Genomic DNA, 20,796 nt, shown 5'->3' with positions numbered 1-20,796 from the left:
ACTTGTAACTTGCTACTTGTAACTGATTTATAGGCCAGTAGCTCAATTGGCAGAGAAAAGTTAGCAATGGCGAATCAGAGAATCAGAATCCGGCTCAAGGCCTTCGATCATCGCTTGATCGACCGTTCCGCGGCGGAGATTGTCGATACGGCGAAACGGACCGGCGCGCTCGTGCACGGTCCGATTCCTTTGCCATCCAAGGTGGAACGCTACACGCTCAACCGTTCGCCGCATTGCGACAAGAAGTCACGCGACCAATTTGAAATGCGCACGCACAAACGGATCATGGATATTATCGACCCGACGGATAAGACCGTGGATGCGTTGATGAAACTCGACCTCGCCGCCGGCGTGGACGTGGAAATCAAGCTTTCCTGAGGCAACTGACATGGCGCTTGGACTCGTTGGACGAAAAATCGGTATGACCCGCCTGTACTCGGAGGCCGGCGATGCAACGCCGGTCACGGTGCTGGAGGTGACGGCCAACCGTGTGACCCAGGTAAAAGACGAGGCGAACGACGGTTACCGTGCCGTGCAATTAACTTCTGGCAAGCGTCGCGCAGATCGGCTGACCAAACCCATGGCAGGCAAATATGCCAAGGCGGGGGTGGAACCCGGGCGTGGACTCTGGGAGTTCCGGCCGGAAGCGAACGAAGCAGCAGATCTCAAGCCCGGCGCTGAAATCAAACTCGATATATTCAAGGTGGGCCAGCACGTGGATGTGCAGGGCACCTCGATCGGAAAAGGTTTTGCGGGTGTCATCAAGCGTCATCATTTCCGCGGCGGACGCGCGAGCCACGGCAACTCGCTCTCACACCGGGTGCCGGGCTCGATCGGCCAGAGGCAGACGCCGGGCCGGGTGTTCCCGGGAAAGAAAATGGCCGGCCATCTGGGTGACGCCACCGCGACCTGTCTTAACCTCGAAGTGATGCAACTGGACGCTGAACGCAACCTGATTATGGTCAAAGGCGCGATTCCCGGACCCAAGGGGCAGGACGTTGTGATTCGCCCGAGCGTCAAAGCCCGGAAAACCGATAAAACCGCCAAGACGAAGTAAAAGGATCGGTTTATGAAAGTACCCATGATGAACGGTAACGGAACGCCTTCGGAGCTTCAGGTTTCCGACGCCGTATTTGCGGCGGCTTTCAACGAACCACTGGTGCATCAGGTCGTGGTGGCCTATCAAGCCACCGGCCGGCAGGGAACGCGCAAGCAGAAGACCCGTTCCGAAGTGCGCGGCGGCGGCCGCAAACCGTGGCGCCAGAAAGGCACCGGCCAGGCGCGCGCGGGCACCATTCGCAGCCCGTTGTGGCGCGGCGGCGGCAAGGTTTTTCCGGCTTCGCCGGATGAAAATTTCACGCACAAGGTCAATCGCAAGATGTATCGTGGGGCGCTACGTTCGATTCTGTCCGAGCTGCTGCGTCAGGGCCGATTGCTGTCCGTGCCTGAATTCAAGCTGGATCAACCCAAGACCAAGGCGTTATGGGAAAAACTCAATAAGCTGGAATCCGCCGATGTACTGATCGTCACCGACACGTGGGACAACAATCTGGCGCTGGCGGCGCGCAATTTGCCGGGGGTGGATGTGCTCGCGGTCAGCGCAGCCGATCCGGTGAGCCTGATCCGTCATGAAAAAGTGATCCTGACGCAGGGCGCGATCAAGCAGTTAGAGGAGTTGCTCACATGACGGTATTGAAGCGAAAAAAACCGAATCCGCGCCAATCGGCCGCCCGGGATGAAAAGTCGGCACCGCCTGTTAAAGTAAACGATGAAAAACTTTTTCATGTGATTCTGGCACCGCACGTATCCGAGAAGAGCACGCGGGTGGCCGACAAGAACCGGCAGGTGGTTTTTGAGGTGCGTCGCGACGCGACCAAGCCGGTGATCAAGCGAGCGGTGGAAATGATGTTCAACGTTCAGGTCGAGGCGGTAACGGTGACGAACGTGAAAGGCAAGAACAAGCAAACGGGCCGCATGGCGGGCCGTCGTCAGGATTGGAAAAAGGCCTATGTCCGCCTGAAGCCGGGGCAAGACATTAATTTCGTCGGGATGCAATAACGCAGGATTATTCGGGAATTCAGGAAATGGCACTGGTCAAAATCAAACCAACCTCCGCGGGCGTGCGCGCCATGGTCCGGGTAACAAGCCCCGGCTTGCATAAGGGCGCGCCGCACACACCGCTGCTGGAAAAGAAAAACCGCGGCAGCGGGCGCAACAATCTTGGGCGCATTTGTACCCGGCACCAGGGCGGTGGCCACAAACGCCACTACCGTTTTATCGATTTCAAGCGCGACAAGGATGGAATTCCCGGTCGCGTCGAGCGCCTTGAGTACGATCCGAACCGGAGCGCCAACATTGCGCTCGTGTTGTATGCCGATGGCGAACGCCGTTACATCATCGCTCCCAAGGACGTGTCGGTAAACGACGAAATAAACTCTGGTACCGAGGCGCCCATAAAGCCGGGGAACTGTCTGCCACTGCGTAATATTCCGGTGGGCAGTACCGTGCACGGTGTCGAGCTGATGCCGGGCGGCGGAGCGAAGCTCGGCCGTGCCGCCGGCGCCGGCCTGCAGCTTGTCGCACGCGACGGCGACTTCGCCCAATTGCGCTTGCGTTCCGGCGAAGTGCGCAAGGTGCACGCAGAATGCCGTGCTGTTATCGGCGAAGTCGGTAATGCAGAGCACAGTCTCCGCAAACTCGGCAAGGCGGGTGCCTCACGCTGGCGCGGCGTGCGTCCCACCGTGCGCGGCACCGCCATGAACCCGGTTGATCACCCGCATGGCGGGGGCGAAGGCCGTACCAAGGGTGGACGACATCCGGTGAGTCCGTGGGGGCAGCCGACCAAGGGTTACAAGACACGCGCCAACAAGCGTACTCAAGCGATGATTATTCATCGCCGCAAGAAATAAGGAGATCTGAACCGTGCCTCGTTCAGTCAGAAAAGGGCCATTTGTCGACGCGCATCTAGCCACGAAAGTGGAGAAAGCGCGCATGGAAAACAGCAAGAAGCCGATCAAGACCTGGTCGCGCCGTTCAACCATCACGCCGGATTTTGTGGGGCTCACAATCGCGGTGCACAACGGACGGCTGCACGTCCCGCTGCTGATAACCGAAAACATGGTCGGGCATAAACTTGGCGAATTCGCCGCCACCCGTACCTTCAAGGTTCACTCGGGTGATCGCAAGGTCACGACGGAAGAAACAACGTGACAATAGAGACATAAGTCATGCATGCGACCGCCATATTGAAATACGTGCGCGTTTCCGCACAGAAGGGACGTCTGGTTGCGGACCAGGTTCGCGGCTTGCCGGTCGCGCGCGCCCTGGAGTTGCTGCAATTCAGCCGTAAGAAGGCCGCGGCGCATGTGCGCAAGGTTCTGGAATCCGCCATCGCCAATGCCGAGCACAATGAAGGCGCGGATGTCGATGAGTTGAAAGTGGCGAGCATTCAGGTTGATGGCGGACCGACGATGCGACGGTTTCACGCCCGCGCCAAGGGTCGTGGTGTGCGCATTCTCAAGCGCACCAGCCATATCACGGTAACCGTGAGCGATGTTAAGGCAAATGCTAAGGCAACGGCGAAGGCGAAAAACAAAGGGAGTGACAGCTGATGGGTCAGAAGATCAATCCGATCGGATTTCGCATGGGAATCAGCCGTGACTGGACTGCCAAGTGGTACGCCGGCACCAAATCCTATACCCAAAATCTGCTCTCTGACATTGCGTTGCGGGATTACCTTAAGGAAAGGCTGAAAAACGCCGCCGTGAGCACGATCATAATCGAGCGTCCGGCACAGAGCATCAATATTACCGTGCATACGGCGCGCCCCGGCATCGTGATCGGCAAGAAGGGCGAGGACATCGAAAAACTGCGTCAGGAAATGACCCAGCTGGCCGGCCGTCCGGTGCAACTGGCGGTCGAAGAAGTGCGCCAGCCGGAACTGGACGCGCAGCTCGTGGCGGAGAACATCGCTCAGCAACTGGAAAAGCGCATCATGTTTCGGCGCGCGATGAAGCGGGCCGTGACCAATGCCATGCGCCTGCGCGCATTGGGCATCAAGGTCATGGTTGCCGGCCGGTTGAACGGTGCCGAGATCGCGCGCACCGAATGGTATCGCGAGGGGCGCGTCCCGCTGCACACCCTGCGCGCCGACATCGACTACGGCTTTACCGAGGCCCACACGACCTACGGCTCGATCGGCGTGAAGGTCTGGATATTCAAGGGCGAGGTTTTTGACCGGGACGCCCCCAAGGTGGAAGACGCGGAAGCCCAGAAAAAAGGCGTACGCTTGAAGCACGAGTGACCGATTATGCTGCAACCCAAACGAACCAAATATCGCAAGCAAATGAAGGGCCGCAACCGCGGTCTGGCGCTGCGCGGCAACAAGGTGAGCTTCGGCGAGTTCGGTCTGAAGTCCACCACCCGCGGCCGTCTGACTTCGCGCCAGATCGAGGCTGCACGCCGGGCGCTAACCCGTTTCATCAAGCGCGGCGGGCGTGTATGGATTCGGGTGTTCCCGGATAAGCCCGTAAGCAAGAAACCGCTCGAGGTTCGCATGGGTAGCGGCAAGGGCAATGTTGAATACTGGGTGGCTCAAGTAAAGCCGGGCGCGGTGCTGTACGAAATGGAAGGCATCAACGAGCAGGAGGCGCGCGCAGCGTTCAAGCTCGCGGCCGCCAAGCTCCCGGTTCGAACCATGTTTGTGGCCAGGTCGCTGTAGGCGGATAGATCATGAAAACGAAAGAATACCGAGAGATGGATACCGAAGCACGCAAGAAAGAACTCACCGATTTGTTGCGTGAGCAATTCAACCTACGCATGCAAAAGGCGACTGGACAAATGTCGAACACGGCAAACTTTGCCAAGGTGCGGCGAAACATCGCACGCCTGCGCACAATCATGAATGAAAAGTCAGGATAAGGGCATGGGCGAACAGACCAAAACCGTGCGCTCGGCGACCGGCCGCGTGATCAGCAACAAGATGAACAAGACAATTACCGTTCAGGTGGATCGGCGCATCCGCCATCCGCTGTACGGCAAAATCGTCACGCGTCACTCCAAGTTGCATGCGCATGACGAGGCCCGCGAGTGCCAGGAAGGCGACTTGGTGCAGATCGAAGAGTGTCGGCCGCTGTCCAAGACCAAGGCCTGGCGCCTGGTGAAGGTGCTGGAGCGGGCCCGTGATGTCTGAATAAGGCATTGAATTTTGGCTGATTTTAGCGCAAGTGATATAATCGCCCGCTTTTGCATAGTCGGGCGCGTCGTTCGGAGACAGGATAATGATCCAGATGCAGACCCTGCTGATGGTTGCCGACAACAGCGGAGCGAAAACGGTGCAGTGCATCAAGGTGCTTGGGGGTTCCAAGCGCCGTTATGCCGGTATCGGTGACGTGATCAAGGTCAGCGTTAAAGAAGCCATCCCGCGCGGCAAGGTCAAGAAGGGCGATGTCTACGATGCGGTCATCGTGCGCACGCGTAAGGGCGTGCGTCGCGCGGACGGTTCATTGATTCGCTTCGACACCAATGCCGCGGTGCTCCTGGACACCAAACGCGAGTTGATCGGGACGCGCATTTTCGGACCCGTGACGCGTGAACTCCGTAGTGAGCAGTTCATGAAGATCATCTCGTTGGCGCCGGAGGTTTTGTAGTCGCGCGCAGCGCGCTCGGCTCGCTCCCTTCTCCCTCAGAGAGAAGGGATGGGGATGAGGGTGGAATCTCACCCTCACCCTTTGCCCTCTCCCTAAGGGAGAGGGGAAGTTGGTGAAAATCTATTGTAAGGTTGGATATGAAAAAGATTCGCAAGGGCGACAAGGTGATGGTGCTGGCGGGCCGGGACAAGGGCAAGCAGGGCACGGTGTTGCGTGTGCTCGATGACGAACGCGTGCTGGTTGAGAACGTGAACGTTATCAAGCGCCACACCAAGCCGAATCCCAACAAGGGCGTGACCGGCGGAATCATCGACAAGGAGGCGCCGATCCATGTTTCCAACATCGCCTTGCGCAATCCGGCGACGAGCAAGGGCGAGCGGGTGGGAATGCGGATGATGAAAGACGGAAGCAAGGTACGGTATTTCAAGAAAAGCGGCGAAGTCGCCGACGTGAAATAATTTTCTAAGGAAGCCCTCACCCCTTGCCCTCTCCCACTATCGCGGGAGAGGGGGAGTAGGTGAAATCTTCCAGATATAAACGGCTATCAGTGAGTTAATTTTTTATATGGCACGGCTTCAGGAACATTACCGCAAGAGCGTGATGCCCGCGTTGCAGGCCAAGTTTGGCTACCAGAACGTGATGCAGGTGCCGCGGATCACCAAGATCACCCTCAACATGGGTGTGGGCGAGGCGATGGCCGACAAGAAGGTGATCGATAATGCGGCGAATGATATGACATTGATATCCGGCCAGAAGCCGATGATTACACGAGCGCGCAAGTCGATCGCCAATTTCAAAGTGCGCGAGAACTGGCCGATTGGTTGCAAAGTCACGCTGCGTGGTGCGCGCATGTACGAATTTCTGGATCGCCTGATCAGTGTCGCGATCCCCCGTATTCGCGATTTCCGCGGCCTCCCGTCGCGTTCATTTGATGGCCGCGGCAATTATTCACTCGGAATCAAGGAGCAGATCATCTTTCCCGAGATTGATTTCGACAAGGTCGACACCATCCGTGGAATGGATATTACCATCGCTACTAACGCTAAAACCGACGCCGAAGCGCGGGAATTGCTGGTGGCATTCAATTTTCCGCTGCGCAGCTGAGGTTTCTTCATGGCCAAGAAAAGCATGATCAATCGTGACAAGCATCGCGCGGCGCTGGTGACCAAGCATGCCGCCAAACGCGCTGAACTTCGCAACAAGGTGAAAAACGTGAAGCTTTCCGAAGAAGAACGCCACGCGGCCATGGTGGCGCTGCAGAAGATGCCGCGTGATTCAAGTTACATACGCCGCCGCAATCGTTGCAGTCTCACGGGACGTCCCCGCGGTTATTATCGCAAATTCGGGTTATCCCGCAGCAAGCTGCGCGAGGTTATGATGCGCGGCGAAGCGCCGGGTGTGACCAAGGCGAGCTGGTGAACAACAGGAGCAAGTGGCAAGTAGCAAGTAACTAAGGATGAAAAATTCTTTTCTTGCTACTTGCTACTTAAATAACTTGGGACTGATTTTATGATGACCGATCCGATAGCTGATATGTTGACACGCATCCGCAACGGCCAGATGGCCGAGAAGGTCAGCGTGCGCGTGCCAGGTTCCAAGCTCAAACTTGCGATCGTCAAGGTGCTTCAGGAAGAAGGTTATGTCGAGGGCTTGCGGGAGACCACGGTGAATGGCCGGCCCGTGATAGAGGTCATTTTGAAATATCACAGTGGCGGGCCGGTCATTGAAAGCATCAAGCGAGCCAGCAAGCCGGGACTGCGCCGGTATGAAGGTAAATCCAGCTTGCCGCGCGTGAACGGAGGGACGGGAGTGGCGATTGTCTCCACCTCTCGTGGCATCATGTCGGATCGTGCGGCACGCAAGGCCGGGCTCGGCGGTGAAATTCTGTGCGTTGTTTCATAAGAGCATAAACCATGTCCCGAATCGCAAATTATCCGGTCGCAATTCCCAGCGGCATCCAAGTGGCCCAAAGCGGTGCCAAGATCAGCGTGAAGGGTCCCAAAGGGAACTTGGAGCATGACATACATCCCCTGGTGAAGGTTACGCAGGAGGGGAGTTTGCTGAAATTCAAGCGTACCAATGACTCAGCGCTGGCACGCGCCGTTTCGGGCACCACACGGGCGCTGGTCAATAATATGGTCACCGGTGTGGCGAAGGGTTTTGAGAAAAAACTTACCATCATCGGCGTGGGTTACCGCGCTACGGTGCAGGGCAAGAAGCTGAATCTGACGCTGGGGTACTCGCACCCGATTGTGTATGAAATCCCGAACGGGATTTCGATCGAGGCACCAGACCTTACGAATTTAATTATTAAGGGCGCAGACAAGCAGATGGTCGGCCAGGTGGCCGCCGAAATTCGCTCCTATCGCTCGCCGGAACCGTACAAAGGCAAGGGCGTGCGCTATTTGAATGAAACGGTGGTGAAGAAAGAGGCCAAGAAAAAGTAATCGCATGGACTCAGGAATATGAAACGGGAAATAAAACCACGTGAGCGACGGGCGCTGCACACCCGGCGGAAGATCATCGAGAATCAGATCGATCGCCTGTGCGTGCACCGCACTCCGCGCCATATTTATGCCCAAATCATCGAAAAAACGGGCAGTAAGGTGCTGGTTGCGGCCTCCACGGTCGAAGCGGATATGCGCGGCCAGATCAAGTACGGCGGCAACGTCGAGGCGGCCAAGGTCATCGGCAAACGCATTGCCGAGAAGGCCAAGAGCGCGGGGATCACGCGAGTAGCCTTCGACCGCTCCGGATTCAAATATCATGGACGCGTGAAGGCATTGGCCGACGCCGCGCGCGAAAACGGGCTGAAATTCTGAGGAATATATTGTGGCAGCTTTCACCGATACAGATGGGCGTGGCGATAATTTTCAGGAAAAACTGATCAGCATCCGGCGCGTGGCCAAAGTCGTCAAAGGCGGCCGGATTTTCGGTTTCTCCGCCCTGACCGTGGTCGGTGACGGCGCCGGTCGTGTCGGAATCGGCCGTGGCAAGGCGCGGGAAGTCCCGGCCGCCGTCAGCAAGGCGATGGAAAACGCGCGCCGCAATATGAAGAAAGTCGAACTCAAGGGCCCGACATTGCACCACGCAGTCGTGGTCGCGCACGGCGCCTCCAAGGTCGTGATGCGGCCAGCCTCCGTGGGTACCGGCATCATCGCCGGCGGCGCCATGCGGGCCGTGTTCGAAGTCGCGGGGATTCATGACGTGCTTGCGAAATGCATCGGTTCGCGCAATCCCGTGAATGTCGTGCGGGCCACCATCAAGGGTTTACAGGCCATTCACAGTCCGGACATGATCGCGCGCAAGCGTGGCAAGCATGTCGAAGAGATACTCGGTTAACGGACGAACGATCATGGCCAAGAAGAAACTTCGGGTAACCCTGCTGCACAGTTATTTTGGTACCGGCAAGAAACACATGGCCACCGTCCGCGGGCTTGGTTTGCGGCACCAGCGCCACAGCGTGGAACTGGAAGACACTCCGGCCGTGCGCGGTATGATCAATAAAGTATCTTATCTGGTGAAGTGCGAGGAAATCTGAACATGCTGCTGAATTCCATGAAACCGGCACGCGGCGCCAAGACAACGTCAAAACGTCTCGGACGCGGTGGCGGTTCCGGCCTCGGCAAGACCTGCGGCAAAGGGCATAAGGGTCAGACGGCGCGTGCCGGCGGCTACCACAAGGTCGGCTTCGAAGGCGGCCAGATGCCGATCCAGCGGCGCCTGCCGAAGCGCGGATTCCGCTCGGCCATGAAGGGCCTGACGGCGGAAGTGCGTTTGCAGGAACTCGCCAAGGTCGGGGAGGCTGTCATCGATCTGGCCGCACTCAAGAAAGCCAATATTGTCCCGGCAATGGCGGAGCGGGCGAAGGTCTATCTTTCCGGTTCGCTGGAGAAACCGGTGACAGTACGCGGCATCCTGTTGACCAAGGGCGCACGCGAAGCCGTGGTGAAGGCCGGCGGGAAGGTCGAGGGCTGATGAGCAGTCCGTCTGGAAGCTTCGGCGGTCTCGCGGGCTTGGGCAAGCTCACGGATCTGCGGCAACGGATTTTTTTCGTCCTGGGCGCGTTGATCGTCTATCGCATCGGAACCTATATACCGGTCCCGGGCATTAACCCGGTGGCGCTGGCCCAGATGTTCGAGGGCACGCAGAACTCGATCGTCGGATTGTTCAATATGTTTTCCGGCGGGGCGTTGGAGCGCTTTTCGCTGTTCGCGTTGGGGATCATGCCGTACATCTCGTCATCCATCATCATGCAGCTGATGACGTCGGTTATTCCGACGCTGGAGCAGTTGAAAAAGGAGGGCGAGAGCGGGCGGCGGAAGATCACCCAGTACACCCGCTACGGCACGGTGGTACTGGCCACTTTCCAGGCGCTGGGTATCGCCATCGCGCTGGAGAGTCAGACGTCGGCGGGCATGTCGGTGGTCATCGCACCGGGCATTGGATTTAAACTGATTACCGTGATTTCGCTGGTGAGCGGCACGATGTTTCTGATGTGGCTCGGCGAGCAGGTGACCGAGCGCGGCATCGGCAACGGAATATCGATACTGATATTTGCCGGTATTGTTGCCGGACTGCCGGGAGCGATCGCGCAAACGCTGGATCTCGCCAGCCGCGGCACATTCCAGCCGCTGTTCGTGCTGATCTTGTTCGCTATCGCGCTGGGCGTGACGGCCTTCGTGGTGTTTGTGGAACGCGGTCAGCGCCGCATCACCGTGAATTACGCCAAGCGCCAGCAGGGGCGTCATATGATGGCGGGTCAAACGAGTCACCTGCCGCTGAAGATCAACATGTCGGGCGTGATCCCGCCGATCTTCGCCTCGAGCATCATACTGCTGCCAGCCACGGTGGTGAGCTGGTTCGGTCAGGCCGAGGGCATGAGCTGGTTGCGCGATATTGCGACCACGTTGTCGCCGGGACAGCCGATTTACGTGATTTTATATGCCTCGGCGATTATCTTTTTCTGTTTCTTTTATACCGCCTTGGTTTTTAATCCCAAGGAGACGGCGGAGAATCTGAAAAAGTCCGGCGCCTTCGTACCGGGTATCCGGCCGGGCGATCAAACGGCGAGCTATGTCGACGGAGTATTGTCGCGGCTGACGCTGGGTGGCGCGATTTACGTGACGCTGGTTTGCCTGCTGCCGGAGTTCATGATCGTAAAATGGAACGTTCCCTTCTATTTTGGAGGCACCTCCCTGCTGATCGTGGTGGTGGTATGCATGGATTTCATGGCGCAAGTACAGGCCAGGCTGATGTCGCACCAGTATGAAAGTCTGCTGCGCAAGGCGAACCTGACCGGTGGGATGGGGTTGCCGCGCTGATAGAGGACATTTCCGAGCAACAGGAGAGAATTGATGAAAGTCAGAGCATCCGTCAAGAAAATGTGTCGTAACTGCAAGATCGTGCGGCGGAAGCGCGTGGTGCGCGTGATCTGTTCCGACCCAACCCACAAGCAACGTCAGGGCTGAAGGGGCTAATCACGAACGTGTTTAACCGGGAATTCTGACAGTAAACGGTTGATTTTTCACAGATGAATCAGTACCCTTGCGCGCTTTCCCGCGCCGGGGGGTAGTCAGGAGACAGACGAAATGGCCCGAATTGCAGGCATCAATCTTCCGAACCAGAAACATATCTGGGTCGCGTTGACATCGATCTATGGAATCGGTGCGGCCTACGCACGCCACATCTGTGCGGCTTCGGGGGTTTCAACTTCCACCAAGGTCAAGGATCTGACCGATGCGGAAGTCGATAAAATCCGCAACGAGGTGGCGAAGGTTACGGTGGAAGGCGATTTGCGCCGCACCGTGTCGATGAACATCAAGCGGCTCATGGACCTCGGCACCTACCGCGGCATGCGGCACCGTCGTGGATTGCCGGTGCGGGGCCAGCGTACCCGGACCAATGCCCGTACCCGCAAAGGACCGCGCAAGAGCGTGATCCGCGGCACGGGCAAACCAACGACCGAATAGGGTCCGAATAGGAATTATGGCAACCGATCAGACCACAACGCCCGAAACCGCCGCCACGGCTCCGGCCAAGGCGAAAAAGCGCGTGAAGAAAAGCGTGTCCGAGGGCGTGGCACACGTTCACGCATCGTTTAACAACACCATTGTCTCCATCACCGATCGTCAGGGAAATGTGCTGGCTTGGGCCACGTGCGGTAACACCGGTTTCAAAGGCTCGCGCAAGAGCACGCCATTCGCGGCCCAAGTAGCGGCGGACAAGGCGGGGCGTGGGGCCCAGGAATACGGAGTACGGTCACTCGAGGTCCGCGTTAAAGGCCCCGGTCCGGGGCGCGAGTCGGCGGTACGGGCGTTGCATGCGCTGGGTTTTGAAATTGCCAATATCATCGACGTGACGCCGATGCCCCACAACGGGTGCCGTCCGGCGAAACGACGCCGGGTTTAACTGTTTTTTCTTTCAACCACAGAGCACAAAATGACCGGTAATGTTATTTCGATCATTCCCGTGTCCTCTGCGGAAAGTAATTTATCTAAGAGGTTTTAATCGTGGCGCGTTATATTGACTCCAAATGTCGTCAGTGCCGGCGCGAAGGCGGAAAACTCTTTCTCAAGGGTGAAAAGTGCTTCACCGAGAAATGTCCGGTGGACAAGCGCGCTTACGCCCCCGGCCAGCATGGCCAGCAGAAAAGCCGGCTGTCCGATTACGGCAAGCAATTGCGCGAAAAACAGAAACTCCGCCGGATTTATGGTGTGCTTGAACGCCAGTTTGAGAATTACTACGCGGAAGCCGCGCGGCACAAGGGTTCGACCGGCGAGGATTTGCTGAAATTGCTCGAATCCCGTCTGGATAATGTCGTTTACCGGATGGGGTTTGGCATCTCCCGCGCCGAGTCGCGTCAGCTCGTTCGGCACAACGCCGTGCTGATCAACGGCAAGCGGGTGAATATCCCGTCCTGCCAGGTCCGCCCGAGCGATGTCATCGAAATTGCCACTCCGGCGCGTGAGCAGTTGCGCATCAAAGCCGCTCTCGAAGCCGCGGCGCAGCGTGGAATTCCGGAATGGCTGGACGTGGACGTCAAAGTCATGAAAGGCACGTTCAAGAACGTGCCGGATCGCAGCGATTTACCGGCGGAGATCAACGAAAGTCTCGTCGTGGCGCTGTATTCGAAGTAACGTAATCCGTATCTAACGAGGGTACCCTCATGCAAAGTTCCGCAACCGAATTTTTAAAACCGCGTCTGGTGGACGTGCAGACGCTTTCGCCCACGCACGCGAAAATCACCCTGGAGCCGCTCGAACGCGGTTTCGGCTACACGCTGGGAAACGCGTTGCGCCGTATCCTGCTGTCTTCGATGCCCGGCAGCTCGATCACCGAGGTTAAGATAGAAGGCGTGCTGCATGAATATTCCACCCTGGAAGGCGTGCAGGAAGACGTGATCGAAATCCTGCTCAATCTCAAGACCGTCGCACTCATCATGCACGGCCGCGAGGAGGTGACGCTGAAACTTTCCAAGAAAGGCCCGGGTGTTGTGACGGCCGGCGATATCCAGCTCGAACACGACGTGGAAGTGGTGGATCCAAAGCATTTGATTGCCACCTTAACCAAGGATATGACGCTCAACATGGAGCTCAAGGTAAACCGGGGACGCGGTTACCAGCCCGTCACGTTGCGTGATGGTGCCGAAGCGCGCTCCATCGGCGTCATGCAGCTGGATGCCTCTTACAGCCCGATCCGCCGCGTGGCATACACTGTCGAAAATGCGCGCGTGGAACAACGTACCGACCTGGACAAGCTGGTACTGGACATCGAAACCAACGGCGCCATCAACCCCGAAGAAGCGGTACGGCGCGCGGCCAACATCCTTCAGGATCAGATTTCGATATTTGTCGACCTCAAGAGCCCTGAAACCAAGGCAGAAGAGAAACGTGAGCCTGAGATGGATCCGCTGCTGCTGCGGTCGGTGGATGATCTCGAACTGACAGTGCGTTCGGCCAATTGCCTCAAAGCGGAAAACATTTTTTACATCGGCGACCTCATCCAGCGGAGTGAATTCGAACTTCTCAAAACTCCAAACCTCGGCAAGAAGTCGCTGACGGAGATCAAGGACGTTCTGGCCCAGCACGGGCTTTCACTCGGCATGAAACTTGAGAACTGGCCGCCGGCTTCGCTCAAGGACCGGGAAAAGACACCGGAACAGCAGGAATCCGGTTTCTGACAGCGCCAAAAAGGTTAAATCATGCGTCACCACAAGCGCGGCCGTAAATTCAATCGCAACAGCAGCCATCGCGAGGCCATGTTCCGCAACATGGCGGTTTCCCTGCTGCGGCATGAGCAACTGGCGACGACGCTTCCCAAGGCGAAAGAGCTGCGTCGTGTGGCTGAACCGCTCATCACGCTGGCCAAAACCGCCTCGCTGGCCAATCGCCGGCTGGCGTTTTCACGGCTGCGCGACCGCGAGATGGTGGGCAAGTTGTTCGATGATCTGGGCGTGCGTTTCAAGGACCGTCCGGGCGGCTACCTGCGAATCCTGAAGACGGGTTACCGCCGCGGCGACTCCGCGCCCATGGCGCTGGTGCAGCTGACCGAACAGCGCGCGGCCGAAACGGCCGTCGCGGAACCGGCCGCCGATGGCGTCACGGCGGCGGCAGCCGAACCCAAGGAAACCAAGGCCAAGGGCGCCAAATCGGCCAAAGGTAAAGCTAAGTCCGAGAAACGCGCCCCCAAGCAGAAAGCCTCGAAAACCAAGTCAAAAACCAAGAAATCCGCCTGATACAGCAAGTCGGAACAAACGATAAAAGCCGGAATCTCACGGCTTCAATCTGCCCGCGCTTCCCCGCCACGCCCTGGTGTCGCCGACCGCCACGAAAAACGCTGCAGGTGTCTCGCTGCCTGCCCGCATTGCAATTTAACTAACTCATTTCAAAGCCAAATCCGGCTAACTATTGTGGTATATGCTTTGCATGCAGATTAATGATGGGTGCGGGGGAAATGCTCAACTTTGGCGGGATAACGCGTTAAATGACCATTACCAAAAAGAAGATCAGTACCCTTGATCTCAAGCCGGGCATGTACGTCTCGATGCTGGATCGTCCGTGGCGCGAGGCCGACGTGCTGTTCCAGGGCTTTTACGTCACTACCCTGGAGCAGATCGAGGAGCTGCGAAAAAAATTCCAGTATGTCTATGTCGATACCTTGCGCTACAACCCGCCGGATAACGCCAAGCGCGCCGTCAAGGAAGCTGCGCTGGACGAAGAGCTGAAAAAAATCTGCGGCCACCCCAAGCGCGACAATGTGTACAAGGATTCCACGGGCGTCAAGGAAGAGCTGGTCGTGGCACAAGAAATACACCGGCAGGCCACGGAGACCGTGGTTGAAATGATGGGGCACCTGCAGCTGGGGCGCGCGCTTAAGCTGGTTGTGATCCACAATGTCGTGATCGATCTGATGGAAAGCATTCTGCGCAACCCGGATGCGTTTGCGTGGTTGATGCACATCAAGCAAAAAGACGCCTATACCTACACCCATTCCGTCGATTCCTGCGCCCTCGCTGTCATGTTCGGTCGGCACCTCGGCCTGCCGCGCGAAAGTCTGATAACCCTTGGCACCGGTGCACTGTTGTTCGACGTCGGTAAGGTGAAGATTCCCGATGACTTGTTGAACAAGCCCGGTCGGCTGTCACCGGAAGAATTCAAGGCGATGAAAAGGCATGTTGATTTTGGAGTCGAAATTGTTACCAAGATCCAGGGCACCAGCGCGGAAATGATTGCCATGGTCGGGGCCCATCACGAGCGATTCGACGGCAGCGGTTATCCCGCGGGTAAACGTGGTACCGGCATCCCCCTGTTCGGCCGCATTGCCGGCATCCTGGATTGCTATGACGCCATCACCAGCGATCGTTCCTACCAGCAGGCGATTTCTCCACACCAGGCACTGCGAGTGTTGTATAACGCCCGCAACTCGGCGTTCCAGGAGGAACTGGTCGAACAGTTCATTCAGTGTCTCGGAGTGTATCCGACCGGTAGCCTGGTGGAGATGGTCAGCGGCGAAGTGGCGATTATCATTGCGCAAAACCGCGTGCGGCGACTGCGTCCGAAAATCATGTTGATCTTGGATAAAAACAAAATAGCCCTGAAGAATTTTGAAACCATCGATCTGGACCGTGAAACGTCCAGGAATGACCTGGAGATCGCCAGTGTACTCCCGCCCGGTACGCATGGCATCAACCCCAGAGAGTACTATCTCGAGGATTAATGTGGACAACAAAAGCTGCTTTGCCAACCGCCGGGGCTGTGCGGTAGCCGCGGAATACCCCGAATCGCGGGGTGTAGGCAGGAGTCCATTTTGAGTTTTCCAATTCCAAAACAGGATCGATCGTCTTTCGTGGGCGAGCTGCAGCGGTACGTGGACCGGAGCCGCCGCGACGGCTCGCTGCTGGGTATCATGCTGATCCATTTTGAAATCGCCGTCACCGCCGAGGGTGTCGAGAGTCAGCTGATTCTCGAACAGCTGGCTGAGCTGGGATGTGATCGCGCGCAGGGATTCCACTTCGCCAGGCCGATGCCGGCCGCGGACCTGGTCAAGTGGCTGCGCGAATCCCCGTGGGCGCTGCGGACCTGTCCCCGGGCCGCGGCCGGTTGATCCGGCTCGACACTGATTTCCCCCCCCGGTCATTTCCCTTAAGACGTAGGCCGGACGCACCCTTCACCGCGAGGTGCGCGCCGCCCACCGCGGGGAAAGCTGTTACTATCTCACCCGTGATCGTACTTTTCACCGATTTCGGCCTCAAAGACCCCTATATCGGCCAGATGCATGCCGTGCTCGCCCGGGAAGCCCCTGGGGTAAGGGTAATTGACCTGTTTCACTCGGTGCCCGTTTTTAATATCCGTGCGGGGGCCTATTTGCTGCCGGTTTATGCGCCCGAATTCCCGCCGGGCGCCATCTTCGTTTGCGTGGTCGACCCGGGTGTGGGTGGTGAGCGCCGCCCGGTCCTACTCAAGGCGGACGGACACTGGTTTGTCGGCCCGGACAACGGGCTGTTCGAGATGGTGCAGCGGCGCGCGGGCGCCTGTGAATGCCGCGTCATAAATTGGCGGCCGCCGGAGCTATCCGCTAGTTTTCACGGGCGCGATCTGTTTGCACCGGTGGCGGCGAAGCTGGCAGGCGGCCAGTTACCGGATTCCGAACCGGCGGCGCTGACGGCTCCGGAAGGGCCGCCGTGGCCGGATGATCTGGCCGAAATTCTGTATGTGGATCATTATGGCAATGGCATCACCGGTTGGCGTGCTAAAGTGGCCGGTACGGAAATGTCATTGCACATCGGAGGGAAAGTGGTGAAACCCGCGCGCGTGTTTTCAGCGGTGCCGCCGGGAACGGTCTTCTGGTATGCAAACGCCAATGGATTGGTCGAGATTGCCGCCCACCGGGCCAACGCGTCGCTGCGGCTTGGTTTCAAGGTGGGTGACCCCATCAAGTTTGTTAAGAGATAAATTCGCATGAAAGCGTGGAATTTGCAGAAACGCGTGCTGTTTCTGGCGCTCGCCCCGCTCACCGTGGCGGTGCTGCTGCTGTCCCTGCATTTCACCAATGCCCGGATTCAGGATCTGGAACTGGCCTTGCAAAACCGCGGCCAGACCATTGCGGCACGCCTGGCTGTGGACTGCGAAGATGCCATGTCCCCGGTCGATCGGAAAGAGTTGGTGAAAATCGCGCAGTCGGCATTGCGGGAGAAGGACGTGTTGGCGGTATCGGTTTCCAGCATGAACGGAAAAATCCTGGCCAGCGCGACACTCAAGGAGACAAAAGGCAAGTCATCGCCGCTACCGGAAATATCGCGGTACAAGTTCCTCGCGCCGGTGTATCAACGCGAACCGACCGCCCAAGAGGAGGTTTCGACCGGGGCTCGTAAAAAACAGGTAGGCTGGGTTTCGGTTTCGCTGTCCGGGGCCGCGCTGCAGACGGAGCAAAACAAAATCCTCATTCAGAGCCTGCTCATTGTTCTGATCGGGCTGGTGGTGACCGTCGTGTTTGCGCTGCGGATGGCGCGGACGGTCACGCAACCGGTGCTGGCGCTGACCAAAGCCGTGGAAAAAATCAAGCATGGGGAACTGGATTACCGTGTGGCCACTCAATCGAGCGGTGAGGTGGGCCGGCTCGAAGACGGCATCAACGCCATGGCCGCGGCATTGCAGGAAGCGCGGGACAAGGAGAAGAAGCGCGCGGAGGATGCCTTGTTTCTGGAACAAGTGCGCGCACAGGTCACGCTGGAATCCATCGGCGACGGAGTGATTACCACCAATGCCGCCGGGAAGATCGTCTACATGAATCCGGTGGCCGAGCAATATACGGAGTGGAAGCAAGCAGACGCTCAGGGATTGCCGCTCGCCGAGGTGTTCAAGATTTTCGATGAGGATTCGAATCGGCTGGAGGAATATCCGATTCATTACTGTCTCCAGGAAGGACGCGTGATTCGACACGACAGCCACCACCTCCTGATGAGTCATGACGGCGGGAAGATCGAGATTCAGGATTCGGCGGCGCCTATCCGCGATCGCGACGGGGTGATTCTCGGCGCCGTCGTGGTGTTTCATGATGTCACGGAAATCCAGGGCATGGCCCGGAGAATGGCGTTTCTGGCGAGCCACGATCCCCTCACAGGGCTACTGAACCGCCGCGAATTCGAGACCCGGTTGCAGCAGGTTCTCCAGAAAGCGCATACCGGAGACAAGGATCACGCATTGCTTTATATGGATCTCGATCAATTCAAGATCGTCAATGATACTTGCGGGCATATTGCGGGCGATGAGCTGCTGAAACAGCTGGCACATCATATGCAAAAGGAGATACGTGCCAGTGACGTGCTTGCGCGGCTCGGGGGCGATGAATTTGGCGTCGTGCTGGAAGATTGCACCATCGACAAGGCGCATCAGATCGCCGATCTCCTGCGTCAGTCAGTCAAGGATTTCCGTTTTTTGTGGGAAGGGCGTACGTTTGAAATAGGCGTTTCGATTGGCCTCGTACCCATACAACACGACAGCGGAAGTATCACGGAAGTTCTCAGCGCAGCCGACTCCGCCTGTTACGTGGCTAAGGATCATGGCCGCAACCGTATTCACATTTATCAGCCGGGAGACCGGGCTTTGGCCAAACGGCGCGGCGAGATGCAGTGGGTCCAGCGGTTACGGGAAGGTCTTGAGAACAACAGCTTCGATCTTTATTGTCAGGCTATCATTCCGCTGAACCAAGAGCCCACCTCGACCGGCCGATTTTATGAAATCCTGGTTCGGGTCCAGGACGAAGACCTGGTGTTACCCGCGGCGTTTATCCCCGCGGCCGAGCGTTATCATCTCATGCCTTCCATTGATCGATGGGTGATCAGCACGGTATTCGCGATGCTGGAAAAAAGCCAAACGCGTTCCGCGAAACAAGGAACTGCCGTTGGCACCCGTTTTGCCATCAACCTTTCCGGCCAGTCCTTGGGGGACGACACATTCCTGGAATTCGTCATGCAGCAGTTCGCCCAGCACCGGATCAATCCGGCAACCATTTGTTTTGAAATCACCGAAACGGCGGCGGTCGCCAACCTGGCGCGGGCGCGCGACTTTATCGCGCGTTTCAAGGGCATGGGGTGTCAATTTGCCCTTGACGATTTCGGATCCGGCCTGTCCTCTTTTGGATATCTCAAGAGTTTGTCGGTGGACTACCTCAAGATCGCCGGCGATTTCATCGAGGGCATGATCGAGGACGCCGTGGACCTCGCCATGGTGGATGCCATCAACCAGATCGGCCATGTCATGGGTATTACCACCGTCGCCGAATCGGTCGAAAAAGCATCGATATTGAACAAGCTGCGGGAAATGGGCGTCGATTACGCCCAGGGTCGCGGAATCGATACACCGAAACCGCTGCACCAGATATTGCAGCTGCCGGAACAGGAATGGGACGCGGTCCGCGTGCGTGCCCGCGAGATGGTAGGTTAATTTACCCGGTATGGCGCCGGTTCATCCCCACGCGCGTGGGGAACACGATTCGATCTGGTTGGCGGAGTCGCGCACGGCCGGTTCATCCCCACGCGCGTGGGGAACACCACGAACCTGCTCAGCAACAGTGAAGATATATCGGTTCATCCCCACGCGCGTGGGGAACACGAGGAATACAAAAATACCGGCCTCGCCGTGGCCGGTTCATCCCCACGCGCGTGGGGAACACCGACGCGGTATCGGCGGTTCCGTTCGCTTTGACGGTTCATCCCCACGCGCGTGGGGAACACGGTTCAAATAGAGGAGGCGATGTGCGATTGGGCGGTTCATCCCCACGCGCGTGGGGAACACGCCTGGCTCGGGTCGTCGGCGCCCTGATCGGTCGGTTCATCCCCACGCGCGTGGGGAACACTTGCCGCCTAGATTGCCTAAAGCCCGGATGGCCGGTTCATCCCCACGCGCGTGGGGAACACGCGTCCCCAAGGGAATGCGCAGGCTGGGGTATCGGTTCATCCCCACGCGCGTGGGGAACACAGTCCAGATATTCGCGGCGTGGCGAGATGAATCGGTTCATCCCCACGCGCGTGGGGAACACAATAATTTTTCCAGGCAGGACCGGCAATTTGTCGGTTCATCCCCACGCGCGTGGGGAACACTGAAACACGTCAGACGACCCGATCTATACCGGCGGTTCATCCCCACGCGCGTGGGGAACACATCCACGTAAAGATGTGGCAATTCTCCGGGAACGGTTCATCCCCACGCGCGTGGGGAACACCTTTCAGCAACCGGGATACTTCCAGCCAATCGCGGTTCATCCCCACGCGCGTGGGGAACACACAAAGTTTCCCGATACGGTGATAAAAGTAACCGGTTCATCCCCACGCGCGTGGGGAACACGCGTAGCGCCCCATGATGCCGTCGGGAAAATACGGTTCATCCCCACGCGCGTGGGGAACACCCCGAGGGAGGTCGGGGGCGGCACGTCCACCGCGGTTCATCCCCACGCGCGTGGGGAACACTTTTTCAACCCGCCCCCGGCCTCGGCCAATGTCGGTTCATCCCCACGCGCGTGGGGAACACTTCCCCGAGCACGCCATAATCGGCCATCGCCGCGGTTCATCCCCACGCGCGTGGGGAACACACTTCTCCCCCGCATGAAGGGCTGAAAAACGCCGGTTCATCCCCACGCGCGTGGGGAACAC

General features: G+C 58.0%; 31 protein-coding genes, 1 pseudogene and 1 CRISPR repeat array. All 32 genes and pseudogenes read left to right on the top strand.

Annotation, left to right across the window (positions count from 1 at the left end; genetic code table 11):
* The first annotated feature begins 66 nt into the window (after positions 1-66).
* On the top strand, positions 67-378 hold the full coding sequence (gene rpsJ, locus WD823_RS14485; RefSeq protein ID WP_368430206.1) for a 30S ribosomal protein S10: 312 nt from the start codon (positions 67-69) through the stop codon (positions 376-378).
* 10 nt (positions 379-388) lie between these two features.
* Positions 389-1,057 carry a 50S ribosomal protein L3 gene (rplC, locus tag WD823_RS14480; RefSeq protein WP_368430205.1) on the top strand — a complete coding sequence of 223 codons (669 nt, stop codon included), beginning with the start codon at positions 389-391 and terminating at the stop codon, positions 1,055-1,057.
* A 12-nt stretch (positions 1,058-1,069) separates the two neighbouring features.
* The gene (gene rplD / locus WD823_RS14475) at positions 1,070-1,687 is read left to right on the top strand and encodes a 50S ribosomal protein L4 (protein ID WP_368430204.1); all 618 of its coding nucleotides are present in this window, start codon (positions 1,070-1,072) and stop codon (positions 1,685-1,687) included.
* Positions 1,684-2,058 carry a 50S ribosomal protein L23 gene (gene rplW / locus WD823_RS14470; protein WP_368430203.1) on the top strand — a complete coding sequence of 125 codons (375 nt, stop codon included), beginning with the start codon at positions 1,684-1,686 and terminating at the stop codon, positions 2,056-2,058. The genes rplD and rplW overlap by 4 nt, the downstream gene beginning before the upstream one ends.
* Before the next feature lie 26 nt (positions 2,059-2,084).
* On the top strand, positions 2,085-2,909 hold the full coding sequence (gene rplB, locus WD823_RS14465; RefSeq protein WP_368430202.1) for a 50S ribosomal protein L2: 825 nt from the start codon (positions 2,085-2,087) through the stop codon (positions 2,907-2,909).
* A 13-nt stretch (positions 2,910-2,922) separates the two neighbouring features.
* On the top strand, positions 2,923-3,210 hold the full coding sequence (gene rpsS / locus WD823_RS14460; RefSeq protein WP_368430201.1) for a 30S ribosomal protein S19: 288 nt from the start codon (positions 2,923-2,925) through the stop codon (positions 3,208-3,210).
* 17 nt (positions 3,211-3,227) lie between these two features.
* On the top strand, positions 3,228-3,611 hold the full coding sequence (gene rplV, locus WD823_RS14455; protein ID WP_368430200.1) for a 50S ribosomal protein L22: 384 nt from the start codon (positions 3,228-3,230) through the stop codon (positions 3,609-3,611).
* Positions 3,611-4,303 carry a 30S ribosomal protein S3 gene (gene rpsC, locus WD823_RS14450; protein ID WP_368430199.1) on the top strand — a complete coding sequence of 231 codons (693 nt, stop codon included), beginning with the start codon at positions 3,611-3,613 and terminating at the stop codon, positions 4,301-4,303. Before rplV ends, rpsC begins: the two co-directional genes overlap by 1 nt.
* A gap of 6 nt (positions 4,304-4,309) precedes the next feature.
* On the top strand, positions 4,310-4,720 hold the full coding sequence (gene rplP, locus WD823_RS14445; RefSeq protein ID WP_368430198.1) for a 50S ribosomal protein L16: 411 nt from the start codon (positions 4,310-4,312) through the stop codon (positions 4,718-4,720).
* Positions 4,721-4,731: 11 nt separating this feature from the next.
* Positions 4,732-4,920, top strand: coding sequence for a 50S ribosomal protein L29 (gene rpmC, locus WD823_RS14440; RefSeq protein ID WP_368430197.1), 189 nt, complete (start codon positions 4,732-4,734; stop codon positions 4,918-4,920).
* Positions 4,921-4,924: 4 nt separating this feature from the next.
* Positions 4,925-5,191 carry a 30S ribosomal protein S17 gene (rpsQ, locus tag WD823_RS14435; protein WP_368430210.1) on the top strand — a complete coding sequence of 89 codons (267 nt, stop codon included), beginning with the start codon at positions 4,925-4,927 and terminating at the stop codon, positions 5,189-5,191.
* An 88-nt stretch (positions 5,192-5,279) separates the two neighbouring features.
* On the top strand, positions 5,280-5,648 hold the full coding sequence (gene rplN / locus WD823_RS14430; protein ID WP_368430196.1) for a 50S ribosomal protein L14: 369 nt from the start codon (positions 5,280-5,282) through the stop codon (positions 5,646-5,648).
* A 137-nt stretch (positions 5,649-5,785) separates the two neighbouring features.
* Complete coding sequence (gene rplX / locus WD823_RS14425) at positions 5,786-6,106, top strand: 50S ribosomal protein L24 (RefSeq protein WP_368430195.1); 321 nt, start codon at positions 5,786-5,788, stop codon at positions 6,104-6,106.
* Between the two features lie 106 nt (positions 6,107-6,212).
* Positions 6,213-6,752: a 50S ribosomal protein L5 gene (gene rplE / locus WD823_RS14420; protein WP_368430194.1), complete on the top strand. Its 540-nt coding sequence runs from the start codon at positions 6,213-6,215 to the stop codon at positions 6,750-6,752.
* Between the two features lie 9 nt (positions 6,753-6,761).
* Positions 6,762-7,067: a 30S ribosomal protein S14 gene (rpsN, locus tag WD823_RS14415; RefSeq protein ID WP_368430193.1), complete on the top strand. Its 306-nt coding sequence runs from the start codon at positions 6,762-6,764 to the stop codon at positions 7,065-7,067.
* A gap of 90 nt (positions 7,068-7,157) precedes the next feature.
* Positions 7,158-7,550, top strand: a complete 393-nt coding sequence (rpsH, locus tag WD823_RS14410) for a 30S ribosomal protein S8 (protein WP_368430192.1) — start codon at positions 7,158-7,160, stop codon at positions 7,548-7,550.
* Positions 7,551-7,561: 11 nt separating this feature from the next.
* A complete protein-coding gene (gene rplF / locus WD823_RS14405) occupies positions 7,562-8,095 on the top strand; it encodes a 50S ribosomal protein L6 (RefSeq protein ID WP_368430191.1) in 534 nt (177 codons plus the stop codon).
* An 18-nt stretch (positions 8,096-8,113) separates the two neighbouring features.
* On the top strand, positions 8,114-8,470 hold the full coding sequence (gene rplR / locus WD823_RS14400; protein ID WP_368430190.1) for a 50S ribosomal protein L18: 357 nt from the start codon (positions 8,114-8,116) through the stop codon (positions 8,468-8,470).
* A gap of 10 nt (positions 8,471-8,480) precedes the next feature.
* Positions 8,481-8,990, top strand: a complete 510-nt coding sequence (gene rpsE / locus WD823_RS14395; protein WP_368430189.1) for a 30S ribosomal protein S5 — start codon at positions 8,481-8,483, stop codon at positions 8,988-8,990.
* 13 nt (positions 8,991-9,003) lie between these two features.
* Entirely contained in the window at positions 9,004-9,189 is a 186-nt protein-coding gene (gene rpmD / locus WD823_RS14390) for an uL30 family ribosomal protein (protein ID WP_368430188.1), read from the top strand.
* 2 nt (positions 9,190-9,191) lie between these two features.
* Complete coding sequence (rplO, locus tag WD823_RS14385) at positions 9,192-9,626, top strand: 50S ribosomal protein L15 (protein ID WP_368430187.1); 435 nt, start codon at positions 9,192-9,194, stop codon at positions 9,624-9,626.
* Complete coding sequence (secY, locus tag WD823_RS14380) at positions 9,626-10,972, top strand: preprotein translocase subunit SecY (protein ID WP_368430186.1); 1,347 nt, start codon at positions 9,626-9,628, stop codon at positions 10,970-10,972. The genes rplO and secY overlap by 1 nt, the downstream gene beginning before the upstream one ends.
* A 33-nt stretch (positions 10,973-11,005) precedes the next feature.
* Positions 11,006-11,119, top strand: coding sequence for a 50S ribosomal protein L36 (gene rpmJ, locus WD823_RS14375; RefSeq protein WP_096361292.1), 114 nt, complete (start codon positions 11,006-11,008; stop codon positions 11,117-11,119).
* A 120-nt stretch (positions 11,120-11,239) separates the two neighbouring features.
* Positions 11,240-11,620, top strand: coding sequence for a 30S ribosomal protein S13 (gene rpsM, locus WD823_RS14370; protein ID WP_368430185.1), 381 nt, complete (start codon positions 11,240-11,242; stop codon positions 11,618-11,620).
* Positions 11,621-11,636: 16 nt separating this feature from the next.
* On the top strand, positions 11,637-12,059 hold the full coding sequence (rpsK, locus tag WD823_RS14365) for a 30S ribosomal protein S11 (protein ID WP_368430184.1): 423 nt from the start codon (positions 11,637-11,639) through the stop codon (positions 12,057-12,059).
* A gap of 101 nt (positions 12,060-12,160) precedes the next feature.
* Positions 12,161-12,787, top strand: coding sequence for a 30S ribosomal protein S4 (gene rpsD, locus WD823_RS14360; RefSeq protein ID WP_368430183.1), 627 nt, complete (start codon positions 12,161-12,163; stop codon positions 12,785-12,787).
* Between the two features lie 29 nt (positions 12,788-12,816).
* Positions 12,817-13,830: a DNA-directed RNA polymerase subunit alpha gene (gene rpoA / locus WD823_RS14355; RefSeq protein ID WP_368430182.1), complete on the top strand. Its 1,014-nt coding sequence runs from the start codon at positions 12,817-12,819 to the stop codon at positions 13,828-13,830.
* Positions 13,831-13,851: 21 nt separating this feature from the next.
* Positions 13,852-14,196: pseudogene (gene rplQ / locus WD823_RS14350) on the top strand (50S ribosomal protein L17); the annotation flags it as partial.
* A gap of 437 nt (positions 14,197-14,633) precedes the next feature.
* Positions 14,634-15,866, top strand: coding sequence for an HD-GYP domain-containing protein (locus tag WD823_RS14345; RefSeq protein ID WP_368430181.1), 1,233 nt, complete (start codon positions 14,634-14,636; stop codon positions 15,864-15,866).
* Between the two features lie 90 nt (positions 15,867-15,956).
* Positions 15,957-16,253: an EAL domain-containing protein gene (locus WD823_RS14340; protein WP_368430180.1), complete on the top strand. Its 297-nt coding sequence runs from the start codon at positions 15,957-15,959 to the stop codon at positions 16,251-16,253.
* A 116-nt stretch (positions 16,254-16,369) separates the two neighbouring features.
* The gene (locus WD823_RS14335) at positions 16,370-17,101 is read left to right on the top strand and encodes an S-adenosyl-l-methionine hydroxide adenosyltransferase family protein (RefSeq protein ID WP_368430179.1); all 732 of its coding nucleotides are present in this window, start codon (positions 16,370-16,372) and stop codon (positions 17,099-17,101) included.
* A 6-nt stretch (positions 17,102-17,107) separates the two neighbouring features.
* Complete coding sequence (locus WD823_RS14330) at positions 17,108-19,591, top strand: EAL domain-containing protein (protein WP_368430178.1); 2,484 nt, start codon at positions 17,108-17,110, stop codon at positions 19,589-19,591.
* Between the two features lie 15 nt (positions 19,592-19,606).
* Positions 19,607-20,796: a CRISPR direct-repeat array (repeat unit 29 nt; unit sequence CGGTTCATCCCCACGCGCGTGGGGAACAC).

The organism is Sulfuricaulis sp., from assembly GCF_040901545.1.
Classification (GTDB): Bacteria; Pseudomonadota; Gammaproteobacteria; order Acidiferrobacterales; family Sulfurifustaceae; genus Sulfuricaulis.
This window is presented reverse-complemented; position numbering and strand designations above follow the sequence as displayed.